Source organism: Actinoplanes sp. NPDC024001, assembly GCF_040638955.1.
Taxonomy (GTDB): Bacteria; Actinomycetota; Actinomycetes; order Mycobacteriales; family Micromonosporaceae; genus Actinoplanes.
Genome location: NZ_JBEZZB010000132.1, coordinates 1 through 23,999 on the forward strand (window position 1 = coordinate 1; position 23,999 = coordinate 23,999).

A 23,999-nucleotide genomic window follows, 5' to 3' on the forward strand; every position below is an offset into this window, starting at 1 on the left:
GTCGCCAGCGCCGCCCTGCGCGTCGCCGTGATGCGCTGGGCGGCCGGCACCGGCGCCGCACGGCCCCTCTCCGACCACACCCGCGAGGCCTTCGGCATGGTCGCCGCCGGCCTGGCCACCCCTGTCAGCACGACCGAGGAAACCGACGAATGACCACCTCAGAAGCCCCACCCTCAACGGACGCCGCGCCGTCCGGCCGGATGTCACACCGGGAGGTGATCCAGGCCCTCTCCGGCCTGATGCTCGGCATGTTCGTGAGCATCCTGGCCTCCACCGTGGTGGCCAACGCCCTGCCCCGGATCATCGCTGACCTCAACGGCAGCCAGTCCGTCTACACCTGGATCGTCACCACCGAGCTGCTCGCCATGACGGCGACCGTCCCGCTCTGGGGCAAGATGGCCGACCTGTGGAGCAAGAAGCTGCTGATCCAGCTCTCGCTCGGCCTGTTCGTGGCCGGCTCGCTGGTCGCCGGCCTCACCCCGAACGTCGAGATGCTGCTGGTCAGCCGCGTCATCCAGGGCGTCGGCGCGGGCGGCATGACCGCGCTCGCGATGATCGTGATGGCCGCGATGATCCCGCCGCGCGAGCTCGGCCGGTACTCGGGCATGTTCGGCGCCGTCTTCGGTGTCGGCACCATCGCCGGGCCGCTGATCGGTGGTGTCCTGGTCGACACCTCGTGGCTGGGCTGGCGCTGGTGCTTCCTGATCGGCGTGCCGTTCTCGCTGATCGCGATCGTGCTGCTGCAGAAGACCCTGCACCTGCCGGTGGTCCGGCGCGAGGTGAGCATCGACTGGCTGGGCGCGCTGCTGATCACCGCGGGTGTCAGCACGCTGCTGATCTGGTCGACGCTGGCCGGCGAGCACTTCGACTGGGCCTCCTGGCAGACCGCGGCCCTGGTCGCGGGTGGTCTCGTGCTGCTCGCGCTGGCCGTGCTGGTCGAGTCGAGGGCCAAGGAGCCGATCATCCCACTCACCATCTTCCGGCACCGCACCGTCACCCTGGCGATCGTCGCCAGCGTGCTGGTGGGTGTCGCGATGTTCGGCGGGACGGTCTTCCTCTCCCAGTACTTCCAGATCTCGCTCGGCAAGTCGCCGACCGTCGCCGGCCTGATGGGCCTGCCGATGGTCTTCGGCCTGCTGGTCTCCTCCACCGTCGCCGGCGCCCTGATCACCAAGCACGGCCGGTGGAAGGCGTACCTGGTGGCGGGCTCGGTGGTGATGACCGCCGGCATGCTGCTGCTGAGCACCATCGGCGCCGGCACCAGCGTGCTGGTGCTCTCGGTCTACATGGCCGTGCTGGGCATCGGCGTCGGCCTGCTGATGCAGAACCTGGTCCTCGCCGCGCAGAACGACGTGCCCGCCACCGAGCTGGGCGCCACCACCTCGGCGCTGACCTTCTTCCGCAGCATGGGCGGCTCGATCGGGGTCAGCGCGCTCGGCGCGGTCCTGGCCAGCCGGGTCACCACGCTCTTCACCGAGCGGTTCGGCGCGGCCGGCTCCGAGGGTTCGGGACAGGTGCCCGACCTGGAGACCCTGCCGCCCGAGGTGCTCACCGTGGTGAAGGACATCTACGGCACGGCGACCGCGGACCTGTTCATGGTCGGCGCGCCGATCGCGTTCCTCGCGGTGATCGCGGTCCTGTTCATCAAGGAGAAGCCGCTCTCCACGCTGTCCGGTGACGAGCGCCGCGCTCAGGAGGAAGCGGCCGCGGCCGCCCTGCACTGACGCCTGACCGGGTGCCGGCGGTCGGAATCGGTCGTCCGGCACCCCTCAGACGGGTGAAAACCGGGCTCAGGACGGGCGCAGGCCCACCGAGGTCCGGGGCGACGGCGGCTCGGCACACCCGAGCAGGCCGACCAGCCCGGAGACCCAGAGCTGCCGGTAGACGGTGGCGCTGGGGTGGCTCACCACGAGTTTCACGCCGCTCGCCGCGGCGGTGTGGAAGCATGCCACCAGGATGCCGATCCCGATGCTGTCGATCAGCATGACCCGCTGGAGGTCCAGGCAGATCCGGCTCGGCGTCATGCTGGTCAGCACGTCATTGACGGCGTCCCTCATGACGTGAGCGTTGTCGAGATCGATCTCACCGCTCGGTGCGATCTCGACGGTGCCGTCGGCCAGCTGGCGGGTCGTGATCGGCAGATACACAGCTGCCCTCTTCCTGGCGTCGAGCCGGAGCCGACGCCGACTTCCGCGGGACACGGTGCGCCGCCCGAAATTCAGGGGTCGAGCGCGAGCGGCGTTCGCTGGGGACGCCGACCGGAACCCGCGTTCCTACAACAATCCGCTGGTCTGCAAGTTACGCCACGTAGGCGCGGAACGCCAGAGTAGTTCATATGGCCGGAATGTGCTGGAACGGTCACTGCGTGGCGACCACGTTGACTCTCCACGGACTTTGACCGAATACTCACCGTATGCGATGGAGCGCCACGCGCCATGGTTGACGCCCTGCCGCGCGCCACGCCGGCGCCCGGGACCGTCTACTTCGACAGCGTCGACGCCGAACAGGCGGCAGGTGTTCTGAATCGTTTCTACCATCCGGTGTCGCTCGGCGCGCCCGACGGCGACAGGGTCGAACTGGAGGTGGAGGTGATCCAACTCGGACCCCTGACCGTCGGCCACCTCGCCTTCGCCGGCTGTGCCACGCTGGTCGCGCCCGAGGTCGACGCCTACCACGTGACCCTGCCCACGGCCGGTGCGGTCAGCTCCCGGCAGGGCGGGCAGGAGGTCACCGCGACGCCCGCCACCGCGCTGGTCTTCCGCCCCGGCGACCCGGTTCACCTGCGGCACACCGCGAACTCCGCGGAGCTGGAGGTGCGGATCGAGAGCTGGGCCCTGGAGTCGGAGCTGGCCACCCTGCTGGGCCGCCCGGTCGACGGCCCGATCGACCTGCCGGCGAGTTTCGACCTCACCGAGGGCCCGGCGCACAGCTGGAGCCGGCTGATCCGGTTGCTCCACGAGGAGCTGGAGCACGAGACCAGCCTGATCTACCAGCCACTCATCGCCGAGCAGCTGTGCAGCAGCGTGCTCAGCGGGCTGTTACTGAGCGTGCCGCACCGCTATCGCGATGAGTTGACCCTGCCGGCCACCGCGGGGCCGCCGCGCGCGATCCGGCGCGCGGTGGAGGCGATCAACGACGAGCCGGAGCGCGCCTTCACGGTGGGGGACCTCGCCATGATCGCCGGGATGAGCGTGCGGTCGCTGCAGGAAGGCTTCCGCCGGCACGTGGGCAGCGCACCGATGACCTACCTGCAGCAGGTCCGCCTGACCCGTGCGCGGGACGCGCTGCGGCGCGGCGACCCGGCCCGGATCACGGTCGCCACGGTGGCCCACCGCTGGGGCTTCGCCCACCTGGGCCGGTTCGCCTCGGCCTATCGGCAGAAGTTCGGCGAGTCGCCGTCGGAGACCCTGCGCACGACGCTCTGAGGCGGGTGCCCCGACGTCACTCGCCCGGGTCGCACCGGCGCGGTTGCGGCACCTCGTTCGGGTGACGCGGAGCGGCGGTCGCGCCGAAAAGATGGCCCCGGGTGGGCACCCAGTCGCGCCACGGCGCCAGCCGGGACGGCACCGCGGCCAGGTCCCCGTCGCCGGCTCCGCGCTGCTGCCGCAGGTAGGCCACGACGCGTTCGGCCGCCGTCTCGCCGTTGCGGGCCATGCTCAGCAGAAGCCGGCAGTCCTCGTCGAGGACCTCGTCCGCGGCGCGCGCGTTCGCCGTACGCGCCAGCAGCGCGGCCAGCCCGGCCAGCGCCTGCGCCGCGTCGTACGCGTCTCGCTCGGCGTCCCACAGCCCGGTCACGCCCGTCCTCCCCCGTGGACGGCCGGGTCCTGCTTCGCCGTGGTGCAGTCGGTCATGTGGCGCATCCCCTCACCCCCGCACCCACCCCGGGGTTAGGCCGGGAAGCCGCTGAGCCTCCGCCGGACAACCGACCCGGTGCGCGTGACAAGCCGAAAATGTATTCGGCTCGCTACTTTGCGTCCATCCGCAACGCGCAGGTTCTGTCCAGTTAGCGCTCAGTTCGGACAGCCGCAAACCGCGCGGCTCGGCCCGGCGTAGCCATCCGCATACCGGATACCCGCTGAATCGAGGACCACTCACCAAGGGGGCAGAGATTCAGAAGGCCGGCCGGACGACCGTCCCCTCGCGTACCGCGCGCTCGGCGGCGACGAGCACGGCGGTCACGTCGGCGCCGAACCGCACGTCGCAGTCCGGCCGGGGGCCACCCGCGGCGGCCGAGATCAACTGGTCGATGGCCCGGCCCAGAGCCAGCTCCGGATCCCACTGCGCGGCCGGGACCGGCACCACGCCCGCCTCGCCGGCGAACATCGCGTCCTCGCGGGCCGCGGCGGCCGGCGCGTCCACCGAAAGAGTGAGCCGGCTGATCGCCCCGCTGGCGTGCCGGAGCAGCAGGTAGGTGAGATCACGGTCGCCGGCCATGCCGGTCACCTCGGTCACCGCGCCGAGCACCGGCAGCACCAGCGCCAGGGCGTGCGGGCCGACGTCCCAGAGGCCACCGCGCTCGCGGCGCCAGGGTGAGGCGCCGAACGGGTTGCCGTCCTCGAAGATTGAGCCCAGATGGTCGACCCGGGCCTCGGTCCAGCCGCCGGTGGCGGCGGCCTCGGCCACGAACGCGCTGATCTCCGGCGCGAAACGGCGGGTGAAGAAGACCACCGAGGCCAGATCACGCTCGGTGACCGCGGCGGCGATGGCCTCGGCCTCATCGGTACGCAGCGCAACCGGCTTGTCCAGCAGGAGGTGCCGGCCGGCCTGAGCCGCGCGCAGGGCGAGCGGCGCCTGCACGTCCGGCGGCAGGGCGATGGCGACCGCGTCCACGTCGGCGATCAACTCGTCGGTGGTGGCGTAGGTCCGTACGCCGAAGCGGCCGGCCAGCTCAGCGGCCTTGGCCGGATCACGGCCCCACACCCCGGCGAACTGCACCCCGGGATGCGCGGCCAGAGCCGGCGCGTGGGCGAGATGGGCCCACGGGCCCGTTCCGAAAAGTCCGAAGCGCACTGAATCGACCACCCTTGCAGAAGCTGATCTCCAGGCCGGAAGTTATCAGCTCAGAGGCGCATCAGTAACCTGGCCGGGTGAACGGTGCCCTGTCCACGGCGACCATCGTCGCCGCCCTCCTGCTCGCGGCGTGGTATCTGCTCCGGGCCGCGCTGGACCGCGCGCCCAGCCGCCTCGACCTGCTGGCCATGATCGTGCTCGGAGCCCTGGTCGTGGTCCTGGTCGTGGCCGCGGTCGTCGGGCTCTTCGACGGCAGCCGGCCGGCAGAGATCGGCACGTTCGCCGGCTATCTGCTCACGACGGTCGCGTTCGCGCCGACCGCGCTGGTGCTCGCCAAGATGGAGCCGACCCGCTGGGGCAACCTGATCCTCGGCATCGGCTGCCTCATCCTGCCCGTCCTCGTGCTGCGCCTGCAGCAGATCGCGTCGGTGACCGGTGCCTGACCAGACCACGAAACGGCCCAGCGACGCCGCTCTGAACACCGGTGTCGGTCGGGTGCTGCTGCTCGTCTACGGCGTCTTCGCGCTGTCGGCGAGCGCCCGGGCGCTGGTGCAGATCACCACCCACTTCGCCGAGGCGCCACTCGCCTACCTGCTGTCCGCCCTCGCCGGCCTGGTCTACCTCGCCGCCACCGTGGGGCTGGCCCGGGGCGGGCCGCGCGGCCGCATGATCGCCCTGGTCAGCTGCAGTATCGAGCTGGTGGGCGTGCTGGTCGTGGGGCTGCTCAGCATCGTCGACGCGGTCGCCTTCCCGGACGACACCGTCTGGTCCCGCTTCGGCAGCGGCTACGGCTACGTCCCGCTGATCCTGCCGTTCATCGGCCTGTGGTGGATCTGGCGGCACCCCCGAACCACCGTGTGAACTTCCGAATGCGCTGAGCGCCCCGGCTTCACGCGTTGCTCTCGATGGTGTGCGGGACGAAGTTGCAGGTGTTTCCGGTCACCAGGCCCTCGGTGCCGATGCCCTCGCGGATACCCATGCCGGCCGGCTCGCCGTCGATCAGCCAGGCGCCGATCACCGGGTGCAGCGTGCCCTCCAGGCCCTCGAAGGACGGCAGCTCGCAGAGTTCCTGCACGATGTAGCGGCCGTCCGCGCCGTACTCGGACGGGTTCGCGGTGATCGGCACGCCGTCGCGGACCAGGGTGACCGAGCCACCCTCGCGGCCCCAGACCGGCTTCTTCGCGTAGGACTTCAGCGTGGCCGCGCCGGAGGACTCGGCGAAGTAGGCCGGGAGCAGGTACTTACCCCGTTCCGGGTCGTCGCCGAAGAGTTTCCACAGGACCGGCAGCAGCGCCTTGTTGCCGAGCAGCGCGGCCTTGTAGGGCGGCTCGATCCAGACCGTGCCCCGCTTCTCCGGGTCGGCCATGTTGCGGAAGAAGGCCTTGCCGCCCTCCTCGTGCCAGAACCACTCCCACGGATAGAGCATGAAGATGACGTCGATCGGCTCGGCCTTGTGCTCCTGGCCCGGCCCGGGGACGAAGACGACCCGGTCACCGGCCACGTCCCAGCCGATCTGGCTCATCGCGATCAACTCGACCGGGTAACCGGCCTCCTCGGCGGTGGCCATCAGGTACGCGACGTTCATCCGATCCTCACCGGACGTCTCGCTCGTCTCGTACGCAAAAAAGATCTTGGGTTTCTCGGGGAGCCAGGTCCGCGCCTCGCGCAACTTGTTGATGTTGCGCCGCCAGGCGCCGGGGTCGCCGGGCTCGCCCGGCGTGGCCTCCCAGCCGACCAGGCGCTCGTGGATGGAGTTCCACTGCCGCCACTCGTGCTGGGTGACGCCGGTCTGGTCCATCCAGTGCCACTGGATGACCGCCGCCTCCACCAGCGACGTCGGGGTCTGCGCGTTGAACTCCAGCAGCCGCGGGGTGGTGCCGGCGCCGTTGTACCAGAGGTCGAAGCGGCCGTAGACGCTCGGCGAGTAGTCCGGGGTCTGCATCGGCAGACGCATGTCCGGATCCTTGTCGTAATGCGTCCAGGTCTCCGCGTCACCGTCGAACCAGGTCCGGATGATCTGCTCGTGCGTGTACTCCGGGATGCCGATGCGGGCCAGGAAGCACGTCTCGTCGTTGCAGATCGAGGTGAAGAAGCCCTCCTTGCGGCCCTCCACGGTGCGCCGCGGGCACTGCCGGACCATCCAGTCGCCGGCCTCGACGCACATCGCGTGGAGCGTCGAGGTGGCCGTCTCCAGCTCCTCGATCTCGGCCGCGGTGAAGTCGTAGTACGGCCCCTCCCGCCAGTACGACGTCATGGTGCCGTCCGGCAGCTCGGTGTCGTTGTAGGTCAGCCCGAGACTGAAGTTGGTGAGCTGCCAGCCGTCCCGCACCGGCCCGTACGCGATCCGCCGCACCGGTCAGCCTCCGCCCGAGCCGGACTTGCTACGGGAACCGCCGCCGCCCTTGCCGACCACGCTGGTCTTCACCGTGCCATTGCTGATCTTGCCGGTGGTCGGCAGCCCGAACTTGGACCGTGCGGCCGCGTCGTTGTAGGCGAATTTGCTGCCCCCGGCGGGCAGCCGGTAACCCACCGGGTAGCCGGCCCGGTAGGCCGCGGAGTGCCAGATGAAGAAACCCACGCCGCCGCCACCGTCGTAGTCGTCGTCGCAGTAGTCCTCATCGACGACCACACCGTTCTCGTCGGCGCAGTAGAAACCCTGGTCCTCGTACTCATCGTTGTCACACGCCGCCACACCTCCCGCGGCCAGCAAGAGGAACGTGCTGGTCAGCGACACGCTGCGGGAACTCATGCGTCGGTTCATGATTTCTTTGTAACTCTTCTCAGCAAGTTGCCAGCATCAGTCTCTCGGCCCGCCCGCGACATAGATCACCTGTCCCGAGACGAAGCCCGCCCCCTCACTGACGAGGAAGGCTACGGTGTTCGCCACGTCCTCGGGACGCCCCGCCCGGCCCACCGGGATCTGGCTGATGGTGGCCTTCTCAAAATCTGCGAAATCCACCCCGATCCGGGCGGCGGTCGCGCGGGTCATGTCGGTGACGATGAAACCCGGCGCGACCGCGTTCGCGGTGATGCCGAACTTGCCGAGCTCGATCGCGAGGGTCTTGGTGAAGCCCTGGATGCCGGCCTTGGCGGCGGCGTAGTTCGCCTGGCCGCGGTTGCCGAGCGCGGAGGTGCTGGACAGGCTGACGATCCGGCCGAAACCGGCGTCGACCATGTGCTTCTGCACCGCCTTGCTGAACAGGAAGGCGCCGCGCAGGTGCACCGCCATCACGGTGTCCCAGTCGTCCTCGGACATCTTGAAGAGCAGGTTGTCGCGCAGCACCCCGGCGTTGTTGACCAGCACGGTCGGCGGGCCGAGCTCGGCGACCACCCGCTCGACGGCCGCGGTGACCTGCGCCGCGTCGGCGACGTCGGCGCCGATCGCGACCGCGGTGCCCCCGGCGTCGTGGATCGCGGTCACCGTGTTGGCGCAGGCGCCCTCGTCCAGGTCGACCACGGCGACGGCCATGCCGTCGGCGGCGAGCTTCAGAGCGACCGCCTCACCGATGCCACGAGCGGCTCCGGTGACGACCGCCACCCGGCGGGGTTCGGACTGCGACATTGCGGCCTCCGTAGTGATCTCCGTTACCACCGAGGGCGATGCTAGTCCGGGTCAGGCCGTTCTGCGCAGCCGGATCCACCGATACCCGTGCCCCTCGACCCGGATCGCGTCGAGCTTGCCGGGTTCGGGGTATTCCTGGTCGGCGAGCACGTCGTTGGGGAACTCGGCCTCGCCGGCCAGACTGCTCAGATCGACGACGCCCGGCTCGGTGCCGAGGTTGTGCACGAAGACCATCGTGCCGGTGCCGTCGTCCGCCCGGTGCACCAGCACGCCGGGCGGCACCTGCACGTCGACGTGCTTGCACTCGCCGCCACCGATCTCCGGCGCCTCCCGCAGCGTACGGATCATCCGCTCGAACCAGGAGAGCAGCGAGTTCGGATCGTGCCGTTGCAGCGTCACGTTGACCTTGGAATAGCCGAACTCGCCCTCGGAGATCACCGGACGGACCAGCCTGTCCGGCTCCGCGGTGGAAAACCCGCCGTTGGGCAGCAGCGACCACTGCATCGGGCTGCGTACCGAGTGCCGGCCCGGCTGGGTGAGGTCGTCACCCATCCCGATCTCCTCGCCGTAGCGCAGCACCGGGGTACCGCGCAGGGTGAACTGCAGCGAGTAGGCGAGTTCGATGTGCCGGCGGTCGTTGCCCAGCATCGGCGCCAGCCGGCGGCGGATGCCCCGGTCGTAGAGCTGCATGTCCTCGTCGGGACCGAACTTGGCGAACACGTCCGCGCGCTGCTCGGCGGTGAGCCGGGACAGGTCGATCTCGTCGTGGTTGCGCAGGAACGTCGCCCACTGCCCGCCCGGCGGCAGTTTCGGCGCGTCGCGCAGGGCGTCGATGACCTGCTCCGGGTCCTCCCGGGCCAGCGCCAGCATGATCTTGCTGTTCAGCATGAAGTCGAAGAGCATGTGGATCCGGTTCGACGAGCCGCCGGCGTCCCCGAAGTACTGCGTGAGCTGGGCCGGCTCCACATTGGCCTCGGCCAGCAGGACCGCGTCGCCCTTGCGCCACTGGACGTGCTGGCGCAGCTCGGTGAGGAACTCGAAGTCCATCGGCGCGGTCGGGTCGCCGGGCTGGGTCTCCTCGATGATGAACGGCACCGCGTCCATCCGGAAACCGGCGACCCCGAGCTGCAGCCAGAACGAGCAGATCTTCTTGATCTCCTCGCGGACCGCGGGGTTCTTGATGTTCAGGTCCGGCTGGAACTTGTAGAACCGGTGGTAGAACCAGAGCTTCGCGGTGCGGTCGTAGGTCCAGGTCTCCGCCTGCTCGCCGGGGAAGACCATGCCCTGCTTGCGGTCCGCGGGTTCGGTCTCGCTCCAGACATACCAGTCACGGTACGGCGAGTCGGGCGACGACCGGGCCGACTGGAACCACGGGTGCTGGTCGGAGGTGTGGTTGACGACCAGGTCGATGATCACCTTGATGCCGCGGTTGCCCGCCTCGTGCAGCAGCTCGGCGAAGTCGCCCAGGTTCCCGAACCGTGGGTCGATGTTGTAGAAGTCGGACACGTCGTAACCGTCGTCGCGGTTCGGCGACGGGTGGATCGGGTTGAGCCAGAGGCATGTCACCCCCAGCCGGGACAGGTAGTCCAGGCGGCCGATCAGGCCCCGGATGTCTCCGCAGCCGTCACCGTCGGCGTCGGCGAAGCTGTCGATGTCCAAGCAGTAGACAACGGCCTTCTCATACCACCGGTCACTCATGGCCCTGTTCTTTAGCCGCGCCCTCGGTCCGCGAAACGCTCCAGGCCCAGAGGACGACCAGGGCGACACCGAAGGCGAGCGCCGGGGTGGCGAGCACGACGAAGAACGGGGCGATCAGATCCCGGCCGCTGTCGACGACGGTCAGCAGGTGGGCGCCCTGAGCAAGCTCCCAGGTGATCGGGCCGGTGAACGCCGGGACCAGCAGCACCGCGGCCCGGCCGCGCACACCGGGCGCGGCGGACAGGACAATCGCCGCAACCAGCACGAAAAGGGCCAGCTCGAAGATCCGCACGGCCCAGCCGTAGCTCAGCAGAAGGTAGTCGGCGAGGACCTCGGCGGCCACCGCGCCACCCGCCGCGACCAGCACGACACCGAGGCCGCGGTGGCCCAGCAGGACCGGCAGCGGACGACCCCGGCGGGCCGCCATGAGGGCCGCGATCGCCACGCCGACGGTGACCACCGACCAGGAGAGCCGGATCGCCGACTGCATCGGGGTGCCGGGCAGCCACCAGATCACCGTGCCCAGCTCGACCAGCGCGGCGGGCAGGGTGAGCCACGCCGCGGCACGCCGGAGCCCGAGCAGGGCGGCGGCGCAGACCGCACCCCAGAGAACGAACCGCAGCGACACGTCGAGCAGCAGCAGAGCCCGGAGGCCCAACGCATCCGCCGAGCCGCCCGGGTCGACGTGGATCACGTGGATGCCGACGAAGAGCCGCCGGCCGGCGACCGCGGCCAGCATCACCGCGATGATCAGACCGGCGACCGCGCTCGCGTCACGCCAGCCCGAGCCGCGCACACCCCGCCAGGACCCGCCGACGCGTGCCGCGAGGCCGGCCCGCAGCAGATCGGCCACCTCGGCCGGCGCCGGGATACGGCGGCCCGGGGCCGACCCGTCCATCAGCACGCCGATCATCTCCTCCTCGTAGGCGGCCCGGTGCCGCGCCGGGTAGATCCGCAACAGGCGCCGGTAGCGCCGCTCCAGCGGGCTGCTCGTCATGCGGTGGCTCCCCCGAGCTCGATGCGGCGGGCGCTCAGGCGCCGCTCGGCGATGGTGGCCTGGTCGCGCAGGCGGCCGGTCTCAGCCGCGAGGGCACGCTCCCCCGGCGCGGTGAGGCGGTAATAGCGCCGCAGCCGGGACTGCACGATCTCCTCCCGGTCGACCTCGATGAGGCCCTCGACCCGGAGGCGGTCGAGAGCGGCGTAGAGCGTGCCGGCCCGCAGCCGGACACGCCCGCCGGTCATCGCCGCGACGTCCTCGATCACGGCATAGCCGTGGCGTGGCTCCTCGGCCAGAGCGGTGAGCACCAGGAAGGTCGGCTCCCGCATCGGTACGTCGGTCATGTCGGCAGCATATACCGATGAACGGCATATACGCGGACCGGTTCGTACGCTGGTTGCTGGGTAACCCTCAGGAACCGACTTGGCGAGGAGGACCGCTCATGGCCGAAGGCGATCTCACGAACCTCGGTGGACTGACCGGCTGGGTCGCTTCGGTGATCGACTCATTCGGCGAGGTGGGCGTCGGCCTGCTGGTCGCGCTGGAGAACCTCGTGCCGCCCATCCCGAGCGAGATCGTCCTGTCGATGGCCGGTTACCTCGCCAGCGTGGGCCGGGTCAACCTGGTGCTGGTCTGGGTCACCGCGACGCTCGGCGCGCTCGGCGGCGCGCTGCTGCTCTACTGGCTGGGCCGCGGTCTCGGCGAGGACCGGCTGCGCCGCTGGCTCGACAGGGTGCCGCTGGTCGACCTCGACGACCTGGACAGGGCGGACCGGTGGTTCGAGAAACACGAGAAGTCGGCGGTGCTGATCGGCCGGTGCATGCCCGTGGTGCGCAGTCTGGTCTCGATCCCGGCCGGCGCCAACCACATGCCGCTCGGGCTGTTCGCTCTTCTCACGGTCATCGGCAGCGGGGTGTGGAACGCGCTGTTCGTGGGCGGCGGCTACGCACTGGGTTCCCGCTGGCAGGACCTGGAGCAGTACGCGCAGTGGTTCGACTACGCGATCTGGGCGTTCTTCGCCATCGTGATCGGCCAGTGGGTGGTCAAGAAGGTCCGCAAACGCCGGCGCGCGGCCGCCCGGGCGGGCGACCGCGCGTGAGCGGCGCGTCTCCAACAGAATTACTTCGGTCTTCCGCCGCGGATAAGCTCAGAAACCGGCGCTCACCTTGGTGAACGCCCAGTCGGCCTGGGCGATGCCGGAGCAGTTGCTGACCACACCGCCACCGGCGCAGCCGCGGTCCCGGTTGACCGCCCAGAAGGAGAACCGGGCCAGGTTCTTGCTCTTGGCGTAATCGCGGATCCGGGTCCAGGTCTCCACCGAGGTCAGCTCCTGCTGGTCGGAGAGGCCGTTCATGCCGGAGATGCCGATCCGGGAGTACGCCTGGGCGTCGGTCCAGCCGAAGGTGGTCTTGAGCTGGTTCTTCAGGCCCTCGGTGGCGCCGACCGTGGCGGCGTACATGTCGGCGTGGCCGCTGAAGTCGAACGGCATCTGGGTGAAGATGTCGATGTTCGCGTTCTTCGCCTTGGCCTGCTGGATCAGCCGGATGCCGTGCGCGTTCGGGCCGCTCGGCGTGGTGCCGAAGGTGAGGATGGTCTTCACGCCCGGGTTGCGCTGCTTGACGATCTTCAGCGCGTCCACGATCCGGTCGGTCACCACGTAGTTCTCGAACTCGTCGGTGTTCTCGATGTCGATGTCGATCGCCTTGAGCTGGAAGGTGTCGATCACCTTCTGGTACGCCCCGGCGAGCGCCTCGGCGGTCGAGCAGTTCGGGCCGAGCTTGTTGCCGCTCCAGCCGCCGATCGACGGCACCACGTCGGCGCCGGCCGCCCGGATCGCCGCGATGGTGCTGGCGTGCACGCCTCCGGTGAGCCCGCTCGCGCCGTCCCATGCCGGGTTGCAGCCGTTGCTGGCCAGCACGAACGCGATGGTGAAGGCCTTGATCCCGGTGGCGTTGACCACGGTGGCCGGCGCCGGCGGGTTGCCCCAGCCCGGGTAGATGTACGGCGCGGCCGCCATCTTGGTGCCGGTCGCCGGCGGCGGGGTCGTCGGCCCGGTCGTGGGCGGGGTGGTCGGCGGGGTGGTGCCGCCGCACACGCCGTTGTCGGTCCAGACCGCCCACTGGCTGCTGTTGGTGGCCGGCGACTCGCCCTGGGTCCACCACTTCGCGGTGTAGTTGTGGCCGTTCTGCGAGGCCACGTTGTCCTTCACGTAGACGGCCGAGGCGCTCCAGGCCGGGGCGCAGGCGGCGGCCGCGCTCGAGGTGGCCATCGGGAGGACCGCGGCGGCTGTGCCGACCGCCGCGACCGCCGCGACCACGGCGATCTTCCTGCTGAGTCTCACGGGGAACTCCGAGGGGATGAGAGGGGGATCAGGGGAGGGTGGCGAGGTGCGGGTCGATCGTGTTGGCCCAGCCGTTGCCGTTGGTCACGTCCCAGTTGATCGACCAGGTCATTGCGCCGCGGATGCCCGGGTAGGTGGCCGGCGGCTTGAAGGTGCCGCAGTTGGTGCCCTTGGCGAGGCAGTCGAGGGCGGCGTTGACCACCGACGGGGCGACGTAGCCACCGCCTGCCGCGCGGGTGCTGGCCGGCAGGCCGAGGGCGATCTGGTCCGGGCGCAGCCCGTTCTGCAGCGGGATGCAGGCGAGCGCGGTCAGGAAGTTGACGGTGCCCTGGCTGTACGCGGCGTTGTTGTCGCAGCCCAGCATCGAACCGGAGTTGTAGTACTGGGTGAAGACGACGGTGAGGATGTCCTTGATGTCCAGCGCCAGCTTGAAGTACGACGACTGCGGGTTCTGCATGTCGATCGTCTGCGGCGCCATCGTGATGATCAGGCTGCTGCCGACCTTGCTCCGCAGCGAGCGCAGGGCCTGGCCCATGTAGGTCGGGTTGAGCCCGTTCTCCAGGTCGATGTCGACGCCGTCGAAGCCGTAGTTCTTGATCAGGGTGTGCACCGAGTCGGCGAAGGCGGTGGCGGCGGCCGCGCTGTTGACCGCGACCGTGCCCTTCTCACCGCCGACCGAGATGATCACCTTCTTGCCCCGCGCGTGCAGGGTGGCGATGTCCGCCTTGAACTGGGCGTCGGTGTAGCCGCCGACCGCCGTGGCCAGGCCCGGGTCGAGGTTGAAGGTCACCGCACCGGGGGTGCTGGTGGCGTCCGCGAAGGCGACCGCGATCAGGTCGTAGGTGGCCGGAACGGCGGCGAGCTTGAGCGGCGCGGCGCCGTTGTCGAAGTTCTGCCAGTACCCGGTGATGAAGTGCTTCGGCAGCGCGCCGTTGCTGGGCGGGTTGGTCGTCGGCGGCGTGGTCGTCGGCGGAGTCGTCGTGGGAGGAGTGGTCGTCGGCGGGGTCGTGGTGGGCGGCGTCGTGGTGGGCGGAGTAGTGCCGCCCTCACAGACGCCGTTGTCGGCCCAGACGTCCCACTGACCGCTGCGGATCGCGGGCGACTCGTTCTGGGTCCACCACTTCGCGGTGTAGTTGTGGCCGTTCAGCGACGCCACGTTGCCCTTGACGTAGACGGCGGTCGAGCTCCAGGCGGGAGCGCAGGCCGTGGCAGCCGACGCGTTGCCGGAGAAGTAGGTCGCCGCTCCACCGGCGACCAGCGCCGTGACCGTTGCGAGGATTACCGATCGGGAGCGCTTCATCGCCGTCCTTCCATGCACATCCGGTGAGGTGCATCAATCTTTAGGACTGTTAACAGTAAAAGTAAAGAGCCGTCGCCTTAAACTTCCTTAAATCGCGAAGATGGGCCGCCGCCGCAGGTCAGCGGCAACGGCCCATCGATAAAAACAATTACCGGCGGAACTGGATCCAGTTCACGTTGATGAAGTCGGCCGGCTGGCCGCTGGTGAAGGTCAGGAACACGGTGTGACGACCGGTGACGTTCGAGACGTTACCGGGTATCGACTGCCAGCTCTGCCAGCCGCCGGTGTTGCCGAGCGCGAAGCTGCCGATCGGCGCGTTGCTGCGGCTGTCCAGGCGTACCTCGACGAGGCCGCTCACCCCGGACCCGGCGCCGGAGGCCACCCGGGCCACGAAGTCGCGGACCCCGCCGCTGCCGAAGTCGACGTTGTTGAACTGCAGCCAGTCCCCGTTGGCGATCCAGCCGACGTTCTGCCCGCCCTCCGAGCAGGCCTCGGCCTGCACGGCCGACGCGGCGTTGTAGGACTCGGCCTCGATCCGGGCGTACGCGTCGCGCACGGCCCCGCTCGGCGGCGAGGTGGTGGGCGGCGTGGTGCCGCCGGAGGACTGCCAGACCGCCACGTAATCGATCAGCATCGGGAAGCCGGGCTGGGTCTGCGCGGTCGGCCCGCCACCGAACGCGGCCGGGAAACCGCCGCCGATCGCCACGTTGAGGATCATGAAGAACCCGTGGTGCAGCGCGTTGCTCCAGGTGGTCGCGTCGACCGCGGTGGCGCTCAGGGTCCAGTAGTTGGTCCCGTCGCGGTAGAAGCGCAGTTGCTCCGGCGAGGTGCTGCGGTCGTACTCCACCGCGTAGGTGTGGAAGGAGCTCAGGCAGCCTGTGCAGGAGCGTTCACCGCTGGTCAGGCCGGTGGTCTCGTTGCACGGACCGCCCGGGTTGGTGCCGCAGTGCAGGGCGGCGAAGTGGCTCGACCGGCCGTTGACGTTCTCCAGGATGTCGATCTCGCCGATGCTCGGCCAGTTGGTGGCGCCGACCGGGCGGGCCGCCGCACCGAGGGCCCAGAACGCCGGCCAGTAGCCGGCCGCCGCGGCGCCGGTCACGTTGGGCTGCTGGATCCGGGCCTCCATCCGCATCCGGCCGCCGGCCGGGGCGGCGAAGTCGGTGCGCTGGGTCTCGATCCGTCCGGAGGTCCAGCGGCCGGCCGAGTCACGCAGTGGACGGATCGCCAGGTTGCCGTTGCCGTCGTGGTAGACGTTCGCCGTCGAGTCGGTCATCGTCTCCACCTCGCCGGTGCCCCAGTTGGGCGCGCCGCCCGGGTAACCGGTGCCGGTGGAGTAGAGCCAGTTGGAGCGGTTCACCCCGGTGCCGGCGGCACCGGTGAAGTCGTCGCTGAACACCAGGGACATGCCGGAGGGCGGCGGGGGAACCGCCGCGTCGGCGGTCGCCACGAAGGTCGCGGAGGCACCGACCGTGAGCATCGCGGCCGCGACGACGAACAGCCGGCGCGGAAGTCTTCGGGGGATTCGCATGGGGGACGCCTTTCGGAAGAGAGCGCTCTCACGCGATTTCACGCTTGTTTCTGAAGCTTGTCAATATGGATGTCCGACGATCTGTTGCCCCCGGTTTCCGGGGAAAACTCCCCGGGTAAGGGTGCGGCCATGGAAACCGCCACCGAGGGCACCGAACTCCCCGCGGAGATCGCCGCCGAGGCCGAACGCCACGACCTGATGACCCTCGGTATCGAGGAGGAATACCTGCTCGTCGACGCGGCCGAGCCGCGTGCGGTGGAGGCGGTCGAGGCGGTCTTCGAGGAACTTCCCGACCAGCTGCGCGACAGCGTGCAGCACGAGTACTACCGCAGCCAGATCGAGGTGGCCAGTCCGCCACAGCTCGAGCTCGGCGGACTGCACGCCGCGATGCGGGGGCTGCGCTCCGACCTGGCGGCGGCGACCGAGCGGGCCGGGGCCCGGCTGGTCGCGGTCGGCACCGGCCCGGCGGCCGGCCCCAACCTGCGGATCGTCGACAACCCGCGGTACCACCGGATGCGGGAGCGGTTCGGCGACCTCTCCCCCGGTCAGGGCATGTGCGGCACGCACGTGCACGTCAGCATCCCGGACCCGGAGACCGGCGTGCAGGTGCTCAACCACCTGCGCCCCTGGCTGCCGGTCCTGCAGGCCGCCACGGCCAACTCGCCGCTGTTCGCCGGGCGCGACACCGGGTACGCCAGCTGGCGCTCGATGATGTGGGAGCGCTGGCCCACCGTCGGCCCGACCCCGTACCTGCACTCCCACGAGCACTACCTGACGCTCATCGCCGACCTGGAGGCGAGCGGGGCGATGCTCGACGAGGGGATGCTCTACTGGTACGCCCGGCTCTCCGCCAGCTACCCCACGGTGGAGATCCGGATGGGCGACGTCACGCCGAGCCTGGACGACGCGATGCTGCTCGCCGCGCTGACCCGGGCCCTGGTCGCCACCCTGGTGCGGGAGGTCCGCGACGGCGCCGAGGCGCCGGACGTGCCGCACCCGCTGCTGATGGCCGCGCACTGGCGGGCCGCGCACGACGGCCTGGAGGGCCTCAACATCGACATGGCCACCCGGCAGCCGCGCCCGGCCTGGCGGCTCATGCGGCAGCTCTTCGACTACGTCCGGCCGGAGCTGGAGCGGCACGGTGACCTGGAGGCGGCGACCCGCCTGATGGGCCGGTTGCGGGCGAACGGCACCGGGGCGGCCCGGCAGCGTGCGCTGCTGGCCCGCGGCGAGTCGGTGGCCGGCGTCGTCGACTGGCTGGCCGAGGCCACCCGCGGGCCCGCTACCGGCCAGGAATGATCTGGGAGCGATTCCATACAGACGCCCGTCAATGCGGGGCGGTGAAGGTGTACACCGTCACCATTCCACTTGACCTGGGGATATCTCGTAGCGTAATGACTCGGTGACCAATTCGATCTCGCGCTCGATCTTGCGGCACGGTAGTCATGACGGATGCCGCCGCACACCTCGCCTTCGACAACGCCGCCGACCGGCGTGCAAAACCCGTCAGGCGGGCGGCACCGGCGGCCAGAGAGCCTGGCCGACGCGGTGGGGACCGAGGCCCGGGTGCCGCCGCCGAGGACGCCCCGAGCGGCGTTCACCGACCTCGGCACCGGCACGACCATCAGCACCGGCGCGACCATCAGCACCGGCGCGACCATCGGTACCGGCCGGCACTCGGCACCGGAGACCGGCGACTCGGCACGGCACCGCGCGGCGTCGTACCCGAACCCGGGGTCGTCCCGCAGCGCCACCCGCCGGTCGCGCGGCAATCGGCCGCGCCATGCCCGGCATGCGCAGGCCTCGAGCCGGCCGGTCGCGAAGCGACCCGCGACCGGCACGCATCGCGCGCCCGGCACGCTGCCGCTGGAGACCTGGCTGGCGACCGCGAAGAACCGCCCGCAGGTGCTGCTCGGCACGCTGGTCGCGGCGGGTCTGCTGCTGACCGCGGTGCCGATCCCGCAGGGCGGCGGCGAGAACACCAGCGTGATGAACGTGGCCGCCCAGGCGGTCGCCGGACGGATCACCGAGAAGCCGCCGGCGCCGCCGAAGAAGACCGAGAAGAAGGAGCCGGAGGCCGCGGCCGTCCCGGCGCGGCCGGCCGTCGAGGAGACCACCGCGCCGGCGCCCACCCCGGAGGTGACCCGCACCGAGGAGCGCACGCCCCCGCAGGTCGTCCCGGCGCAGCGCACCGTGCCCAAGGGCGACGGCCCGGCGAACTCGCTGCGCACCACCGGCTCGCCGGTGGTCTCGCTGACCTTCGACGACGGCCCGGACCCGAACGAGACCCCGAAGATCCTTGCGCTGCTGGAGAAGCACCAGGTCAAGGCGGTCTTCTGCGTGGTCGGGACGCAGGCTCAGCGGCACCCCGACCTGATCCGGCAGATCGTCGACGCCGGTCACGTGCTGTGCAACCACACCTGGGACCACGACCTGACGATCGGGAAGAAGAAGGCCGACCGGATCCGCGCTGATCTGGATCGGACGAACGCGGCGATCCGGTCCGCGGTTCCCGGTGCCGAGATCCCCTACTTCCGGGCGCCGGGCGGCAACTTCACCGACCGGCTGGTCTCGGTGGCCTACACCGGGCAGATGACCTCGCTCTACTGGGAGGTCGACCCGCGCGACTGGTTCCACCCGGCGGGCGAGACCTACGACCAGCGGGTGAAGCGGATCGTGGCCGAGGTGAAGAAGACCACCCGGCCCGGTTCGATCGTGCTGGCCCACGACTTCAACCAGCCGGCGACGACCGAGGCGTTCGAGAAGCTGCTGCCGTGGCTGGTCGAGAACTTCCAGGTGGGCCTGCCCGGCGACAAGGCCGCGCCGGCGCCCAGCGCCCCGGTCACCACGCCGCCCACGCCGGCGCCGCCGACCCCCGAGCCGAGCACCACCGCACCGGCGCCGACGCCCTCCGCGTCCTCCCCCGCGGAGGCGGCGCCGGTGGTCACGCCGTCCGCGACCCCCTGAGCGGCGGCTGGCAGGTCGGGCACCAGTAAAGGTTGCGCCCGGCCATCGGGCCGCGGGCGATCGCGGTGCCGCAGACCAGACAGGGCTGGCCGGGGCGACGGTAGACGTAGACCTCGCCGCCGTGCCGGTCCACCCGGGGCGCGCGGCTCATCGCCTCCGGCGTGTGCTCGGTGTGCACGGTGTCGATCCGGCCCCGGGCCACGCCCTCCTTCATCAGCGCCCGCAGGTCGTCCCAGATCTCGGTCCAGCGGGCCGCCCCGATCGCGGTGCCGGGGGTCTCCGGCGCCAGGCCGGCCCGGAACAGCACCTCGTTGGCGTAGATCAGACCGCAACCGGCCACGATGGACTGGTCCATCAGCAGGGCGAAGAGCGGCTTGGTGCTGGCGCGGATCCGCGCGTGGGCGGCGGCCGGATCCGCGTCGTCGCGCAGCGGGTCGGCGCCGAGCCGGGCCCGCAGGAGCGCCACGGCCGCCGGCTCCAGGACCTCGCACGCGGTCGGGCCGCGCAGGTCGAGCCAGTGACCCGAACCGGTCAGCCGCATTCGGATCTGTCCGACCGGGCCGGGGACGGGAAGCTCGCCCTCGGTGAACTTGCCGTACAGCCCTAGATGGACGTGGACGGTGCGATCGTCCTCGTAGTGGTGCAGCAGATGCTTGCCGATCGCCTCGGTGTCGCGCAACACGCGACCGTCGATCAGCGCGGCGCCCGTGGCGAAGCGGCCCTGCGGGCTGCTCGCGGCCACCGGGTTACCGACGAATAACTCGCGATGACGGGTCGCGAGGCGGTGAATGGTATGTCCCTCCGGCACGGGATCAACGGTAACCGCGGCCGAACAGGCCTCGTTCTGCCGACAGCGGATTCGCCCTGAGGGGAATTGCTGGGATCCGGGCTCACCCTGGGGGAGGGTGTGAGACGTGGAACAGCGGATGCGAGAGGGTGGGCTCATGAGCATTGACACGACCATGCGTGGTGGCGGCGCGTCCTTCGACGACCAGGTCTTCGAGCGCCTGCTCCGGGAGCGGATCATCTTCCTCGGCAGTGAGGTCAACGACGAGGTGACCAACCGGATCTGCGCGCAGATGCTGCTGCTCGCCTCCGAGGACTCGGAGCGCGACATCGCGCTGTACATCAACTCCCCCGGCGGCTCGATCAGCGCCGGCATGGCCGTCTACGACACCATGCAGTACATCAAGAACGACGTGGCCACGATCGCGATGGGCATGGCCGCGTCGATGGGACAGTTCCTGCTCTGCGCCGGCACCCCCGGCAAGCGGTACGCCCTGCCCCACGCCCGGGTGATGATGCACCAGCTCTCCGGCGGCATCGGCGGCACCGCGGCGGACATCGCCATCCAGGCCGAGAGCATGCTGCACATCAAGCAGGTGATGAACGAGCGGATCGCGTTCCACAGCGGGCACACCCCGGAGGAGATCGAGCGCGACTCGGACCGGGACCGCTGGTTCACCGCCGAGCAGGCCAAGGAGTACGGCCTGGTCGACCACGTCATCCGCCGGGCGGCCGACGTGCACACGGGCGCGCCGCTGCGCTGAGTTCCGACCACACCGAGGGGCACGCTTTCGCGTGCCCCTCGTGTCGTTTCCGGGCAGGGCGGGTAGTAGGCAGTCATCCCCCAATCTGTCAAGGAGGTGCTGAGGTGAGGATTCCGACGTTCTCCCGTCAGACCACGGCCGATAACACGGACGACCGCACCACGTCGGTGCCGCCGGTGGCTCCGCGCCGCGACGACACCCGTACGACGGCGACCATGCCGCGTACCGAAACTCCCCGGACCGAAACTCCGCGGACCGAGGTTCCCCGGACCGAGGCCGACCGTGCCGCCACGGTGACCGCCGAGCGGCCGCAGGCCGGCCGCGCCGTCGTGGACACCGCGCCGCCCGCCCCGAAAGCCCGCGCGAGCTTCCTCGCCACCCTGGCCCTGATCGTCGGTGTGGCCGGCGCCCTGCTGGTCCTCTCCGGCCCGCTGCTGGGCTACGGCATCGGCGTGTCCGCGGTCGCCCTGCTGCTCTCGCTCGGTGGCCTGTTCGCCACCCGCAAGCGGCACGTGGCCGGCAAGACCGACGCCCTGATCGGCCTGGTCCTGTCGATCGGCGCCATCGTCATCGGCGTGCTGGCGCTCACCGGGCAGCTGAGCTGGCTGGGCACCGACATGCAGCCGGCGACGGATCTCCGGAATTGGCTGGACACCCAGTTTGAAACCCGCTTCTGACGGGTACCTGACATTCACCGCCGGTGATGCACCGGCGACCTACCCCTCGGAACCGGGACGACGACTGGCGGTCGTCCCGCCCCGGAAACACTTCGGCGGTTCGCCGGAGAACGCGAAGCGGTGGGGAAGTGGCGGTTCGCCACCTCCCCACCGCTTGCGCAATGAATCTTCGCGGCGGCACGCCATCACGCAACGATCCGACGCGGTACGCATGGTTGATCCGGAGCGGACGACGGTGGTTCGCGCCTAGCGTTTTCTTCCATGACGTTCCACGCCCGGCCGCGCCGCTACCTCATGTGCCGGCCCACCTTCTTCGCGGTCACGTACCGGATCAACCCGTGGATGGATCCCACGGCGCCGTACGACAACGCGCTGGCGATCAGCCAATGGGAGACCCTGCGGCAGACCTTCCTCGACCTGGGGCACACCGTCGACCTGATCGACCCGCTGCCCGGCCTGCCCGACATGGTCTTCGCCGCGAACGGCGCCACGGTGGTCGACGGACGCGTCCTCGGGGTGCAGTTCCGTGACGCCGAGCGGGCCGACGAGGCCCCGGCGTACGCCGCCTGGTTCCGCGAGCGCGGCTTCGACGTGCACGAGCCCAAGCACACCAACGAGGGTGAGGGCGACATCCTGCTCGCCGGGGACGTGCTGCTGGCCGGCACCGGGTTCCGCACCGCGCACGCCTCGCACGCGGAGACCCAGGAGGTCCTCCAGCGCCCGGTGATCACGCTGCAGCTGGTCGACCCGGCCTACTACCACCTGGACACGGCGCTCTGCGTGCTGGACGACACCAACATCGCCTACCTCCCGCAGGCCTTCTCGCCGGGGTCGCAGTCGGTGCTGCGGCAGCTGTACCCGAACGCGGTCATCGCCACCCCGGAGGACGCAGCCGTGCTCGGCCTCAACGCGGTCAGCGACGGACGTACCGTTGTCCTTCCGGAGCAGGCCACCCATCTCGCCGGCGCGCTGCGGGCGGCCGGCTACCAGACCGTCGGGGTCGACCTGTCCGAGCTGCGCAAAGCCGGCGGCGGTCCCAAGTGCTGCACGCTGGAGGTTCGGCCATGACCGCCTGCACCGAGCGGCACCCGGCCGCACCGCGCTACCACCTCGCAGGCGAGGGCCAGAAGGGCATGGCAAGGAGGCACAGCTCGTGACGACCGTGGAATTCCGTACGCCGGGCGCCCTGGAGGACGCCGAGCGCTGGACCGCACACAACTACCACCCGCTGCCGGTGGTCGTCGCCGAGGCCGAGGGCGCCTGGGTGACCGACGTCGACGGCCGCCGCTACCTCGACTTCCTGGCCGGTTACTCGGCGCTGAACTTCGGGCACCGGCACCCCGGGCTGATCGCCGCGGCGCACGCCCAGCTGGACCGGGTCACGCTGACCAGCCGGGCCTTCGTACACGACCAGTTCGCCACGTTCTGCCGGGGCCTGGCCGAGCTCTGCGGCAAGGACCTGGTGCTGCCGATGAACACCGGCGCCGAGGCGGTGGAGACCGCGATCAAGGTGGCCCGCAAGTGGGGTTACCGGGTCAAGGGCGTCGCCGACGAGCAGGCCGAGATCATCGTGGCGGACGGCAACTTCCACGGGCGCACCACCACGATCGTCAGCTTCTCCACCGATCCGGAGGCGCGGTCCGACTTCGGGCCGTACACGCCGGGGTTCACGGTGGTCCCGTACGGCGACCTGGACGCGGTCCGCGCGGCGATCACGCCGAACACGGTGGCCGTGCTGATGGAGCCGATCCAGGGCGAGGCGGGCGTACTGGTGCCGCCGGCCGGGTTCTTCGCCGGCGTGCGGGAGCTCTGCACCGAGAACAACGTGCTGATGATCGCCGACGAGATCCAGTCCGGCCTGGGCCGGACCGGCAAGACCTTCGCGATCGAGCACGAGGGCGTCGTCCCGGACATGTACGTGCTCGGCAAGGCCCTCGGCGGCGGCATCGTCCCGGTCTCCGCGGTCGCCGCGAACCGTGACGTGCTGGGTGTGCTGCGGCCCGGCGAGCACGGCTCGACCTTCGGCGGCAACCCGCTGGCCTGCGCGGTCGGCGCCGAGGTGGTCCGGCTGCTGGCGAGCGGTGAGTTCCAGGAGCGGTCGGCCCGGCTCGGTGCCCGGCTGCACGCCGGCCTGGAGGCGCTGATCGGCAAGGGCGTCGTCGGCGTACGGGGCCGTGGCCTCTGGGCCGGGGTGGACATCGACCCGGCCCTGATGACCGGCCGGCAGGCGTGCGAGCGTCTCGCCGAACGCGGCGTCCTCGCCAAGGACACCCACGGCTCGACGATCCGGCTGGCCCCACCGCTGGTCGTCACCGAGGCCGACCTGGATCACGCGCTGGCGCAGCTCGCCGCGGTGCTGGCGGGCTGAT

Annotated in this window: 24 protein-coding genes; 11 read left to right on the forward strand and 13 right to left on the reverse strand. The window is 70.5% G+C overall.

The window, feature by feature from the left end:
* Positions 1-149: 149 nt before the first annotated feature.
* On the forward strand, positions 150-1,724 hold the full coding sequence (locus AB0F81_RS37150; RefSeq protein ID WP_360205279.1) for an MDR family MFS transporter: 1,575 nt from the start codon (positions 150-152) through the stop codon (positions 1,722-1,724).
* 66 nt (positions 1,725-1,790) lie between these two features.
* Here the strand turns inward: AB0F81_RS37150 and AB0F81_RS37155 are convergent, their stop codons facing one another.
* Complete coding sequence (locus tag AB0F81_RS37155) at positions 1,791-2,147, reverse strand: STAS domain-containing protein (protein ID WP_360205282.1); 357 nt, start codon at positions 2,145-2,147, stop codon at positions 1,791-1,793.
* A gap of 288 nt (positions 2,148-2,435) precedes the next feature.
* Here AB0F81_RS37155 and AB0F81_RS37160 point away from each other — a divergent pair, with 288 nt between their 5' ends.
* On the forward strand, positions 2,436-3,425 hold the full coding sequence (locus tag AB0F81_RS37160; protein ID WP_360205284.1) for an AraC family transcriptional regulator: 990 nt from the start codon (positions 2,436-2,438) through the stop codon (positions 3,423-3,425).
* A gap of 16 nt (positions 3,426-3,441) precedes the next feature.
* Here the strand turns inward: AB0F81_RS37160 and AB0F81_RS37165 are convergent, their stop codons facing one another.
* Positions 3,442-3,795, reverse strand: coding sequence for a hypothetical protein (locus tag AB0F81_RS37165; RefSeq protein ID WP_360205286.1), 354 nt, complete (start codon positions 3,793-3,795; stop codon positions 3,442-3,444).
* A gap of 315 nt (positions 3,796-4,110) precedes the next feature.
* On the reverse strand, positions 4,111-5,010 hold the full coding sequence (locus AB0F81_RS37170) for a Gfo/Idh/MocA family oxidoreductase (RefSeq protein WP_360205289.1): 900 nt from the start codon (positions 5,008-5,010) through the stop codon (positions 4,111-4,113).
* 77 nt (positions 5,011-5,087) lie between these two features.
* Between AB0F81_RS37170 and AB0F81_RS37175 the strand changes: the two genes are divergently transcribed.
* Both AB0F81_RS37175 and AB0F81_RS37180 read left to right on the forward strand, forming a co-directional pair.
* Positions 5,088-5,453 (forward strand): hypothetical protein, encoded by a 366-nt coding sequence (locus AB0F81_RS37175; RefSeq protein ID WP_360205291.1) that lies wholly within the window; start codon positions 5,088-5,090, stop codon positions 5,451-5,453.
* Complete coding sequence (locus AB0F81_RS37180) at positions 5,446-5,871, forward strand: hypothetical protein (RefSeq protein ID WP_360205294.1); 426 nt, start codon at positions 5,446-5,448, stop codon at positions 5,869-5,871. The genes AB0F81_RS37175 and AB0F81_RS37180 overlap by 8 nt, the downstream gene beginning before the upstream one ends.
* 28 nt (positions 5,872-5,899) lie before the next feature.
* Here the strand turns inward: AB0F81_RS37180 and AB0F81_RS37185 are convergent, their stop codons facing one another.
* Genes AB0F81_RS37185 through AB0F81_RS37210 form a run of 6 tightly spaced genes read right to left on the reverse strand, consistent with a single transcriptional unit; the run spans position 5,900 to position 11,611 of the window.
* A complete protein-coding gene (locus AB0F81_RS37185; protein ID WP_360205296.1) occupies positions 5,900-7,363 on the reverse strand; it encodes a glutathionylspermidine synthase family protein in 1,464 nt (487 codons plus the stop codon).
* Positions 7,364-7,366: 3 nt separating this feature from the next.
* Complete coding sequence (locus AB0F81_RS37190; RefSeq protein ID WP_360205298.1) at positions 7,367-7,771, reverse strand: hypothetical protein; 405 nt, start codon at positions 7,769-7,771, stop codon at positions 7,367-7,369.
* A gap of 36 nt (positions 7,772-7,807) precedes the next feature.
* On the reverse strand, positions 7,808-8,572 hold the full coding sequence (gene fabG / locus AB0F81_RS37195) for a 3-oxoacyl-ACP reductase FabG (protein WP_360205301.1): 765 nt from the start codon (positions 8,570-8,572) through the stop codon (positions 7,808-7,810).
* 51 nt (positions 8,573-8,623) lie between these two features.
* Positions 8,624-10,270, reverse strand: a complete 1,647-nt coding sequence (locus AB0F81_RS37200) for an alpha-amylase family protein (protein WP_360205303.1) — start codon at positions 10,268-10,270, stop codon at positions 8,624-8,626.
* Positions 10,263-11,267, reverse strand: a complete 1,005-nt coding sequence (locus tag AB0F81_RS37205) for a hypothetical protein (protein WP_360205305.1) — start codon at positions 11,265-11,267, stop codon at positions 10,263-10,265. Before AB0F81_RS37205 ends, AB0F81_RS37200 begins: the two co-directional genes overlap by 8 nt.
* Positions 11,264-11,611 carry a PadR family transcriptional regulator gene (locus AB0F81_RS37210; RefSeq protein ID WP_360205307.1) on the reverse strand — a complete coding sequence of 116 codons (348 nt, stop codon included), beginning with the start codon at positions 11,609-11,611 and terminating at the stop codon, positions 11,264-11,266. Before AB0F81_RS37210 ends, AB0F81_RS37205 begins: the two co-directional genes overlap by 4 nt.
* A 98-nt stretch (positions 11,612-11,709) precedes the next feature.
* Between AB0F81_RS37210 and AB0F81_RS37215 the strand changes: the two genes are divergently transcribed.
* Positions 11,710-12,366, forward strand: a complete 657-nt coding sequence (locus tag AB0F81_RS37215; RefSeq protein ID WP_360205309.1) for a DedA family protein — start codon at positions 11,710-11,712, stop codon at positions 12,364-12,366.
* Positions 12,367-12,414: 48 nt separating this feature from the next.
* Here the strand turns inward: AB0F81_RS37215 and AB0F81_RS37220 are convergent, their stop codons facing one another.
* From AB0F81_RS37220 to AB0F81_RS37230, 3 genes are all read right to left on the reverse strand, one after another.
* Positions 12,415-13,608, reverse strand: a complete 1,194-nt coding sequence (locus tag AB0F81_RS37220; protein ID WP_360205311.1) for a glycosyl hydrolase family 18 protein — start codon at positions 13,606-13,608, stop codon at positions 12,415-12,417.
* A gap of 28 nt (positions 13,609-13,636) precedes the next feature.
* On the reverse strand, positions 13,637-14,908 hold the full coding sequence (locus AB0F81_RS37225) for a glycosyl hydrolase family 18 protein (protein WP_360205314.1): 1,272 nt from the start codon (positions 14,906-14,908) through the stop codon (positions 13,637-13,639).
* Between the two features lie 148 nt (positions 14,909-15,056).
* Positions 15,057-16,436 (reverse strand): carbohydrate-binding protein, encoded by a 1,380-nt coding sequence (locus tag AB0F81_RS37230; RefSeq protein ID WP_360205316.1) that lies wholly within the window; start codon positions 16,434-16,436, stop codon positions 15,057-15,059.
* A gap of 129 nt (positions 16,437-16,565) precedes the next feature.
* On the opposite strand from AB0F81_RS37230, the gene AB0F81_RS37235 reads away from it, so the two are divergent.
* On the forward strand, positions 16,566-17,735 hold the full coding sequence (locus tag AB0F81_RS37235) for a glutamate--cysteine ligase (protein ID WP_360205318.1): 1,170 nt from the start codon (positions 16,566-16,568) through the stop codon (positions 17,733-17,735).
* 249 nt (positions 17,736-17,984) lie between these two features.
* The gene (locus AB0F81_RS37240; protein ID WP_360205321.1) at positions 17,985-19,403 is read left to right on the forward strand and encodes a polysaccharide deacetylase family protein; all 1,419 of its coding nucleotides are present in this window, start codon (positions 17,985-17,987) and stop codon (positions 19,401-19,403) included.
* Here AB0F81_RS37240 and AB0F81_RS37245 read toward each other — a convergent pair.
* A complete protein-coding gene (locus AB0F81_RS37245; RefSeq protein ID WP_360205324.1) occupies positions 19,381-20,211 on the reverse strand; it encodes a DNA-formamidopyrimidine glycosylase family protein in 831 nt (276 codons plus the stop codon). The genes AB0F81_RS37240 and AB0F81_RS37245 overlap by 23 nt on opposite strands.
* Positions 20,212-20,347: 136 nt before the next feature.
* Here AB0F81_RS37245 and AB0F81_RS37250 point away from each other — a divergent pair, with 136 nt between their 5' ends.
* From AB0F81_RS37250 to rocD, 4 genes are all read left to right on the forward strand, one after another.
* The gene (locus AB0F81_RS37250) at positions 20,348-20,953 is read left to right on the forward strand and encodes an ATP-dependent Clp protease proteolytic subunit (RefSeq protein ID WP_360205327.1); all 606 of its coding nucleotides are present in this window, start codon (positions 20,348-20,350) and stop codon (positions 20,951-20,953) included.
* Positions 20,954-21,057: 104 nt separating this feature from the next.
* Positions 21,058-21,630 carry a hypothetical protein gene (locus AB0F81_RS37255; RefSeq protein WP_360205330.1) on the forward strand — a complete coding sequence of 191 codons (573 nt, stop codon included), beginning with the start codon at positions 21,058-21,060 and terminating at the stop codon, positions 21,628-21,630.
* 261 nt (positions 21,631-21,891) lie between these two features.
* Entirely contained in the window at positions 21,892-22,698 is an 807-nt protein-coding gene (ddaH, locus tag AB0F81_RS37260; RefSeq protein ID WP_360205333.1) for a dimethylargininase, read from the forward strand.
* A gap of 85 nt (positions 22,699-22,783) precedes the next feature.
* A complete protein-coding gene (rocD, locus tag AB0F81_RS37265) occupies positions 22,784-23,998 on the forward strand; it encodes an ornithine--oxo-acid transaminase (protein WP_360205335.1) in 1,215 nt (404 codons plus the stop codon).
* Position 23,999 lies beyond the last annotated feature (1 nt).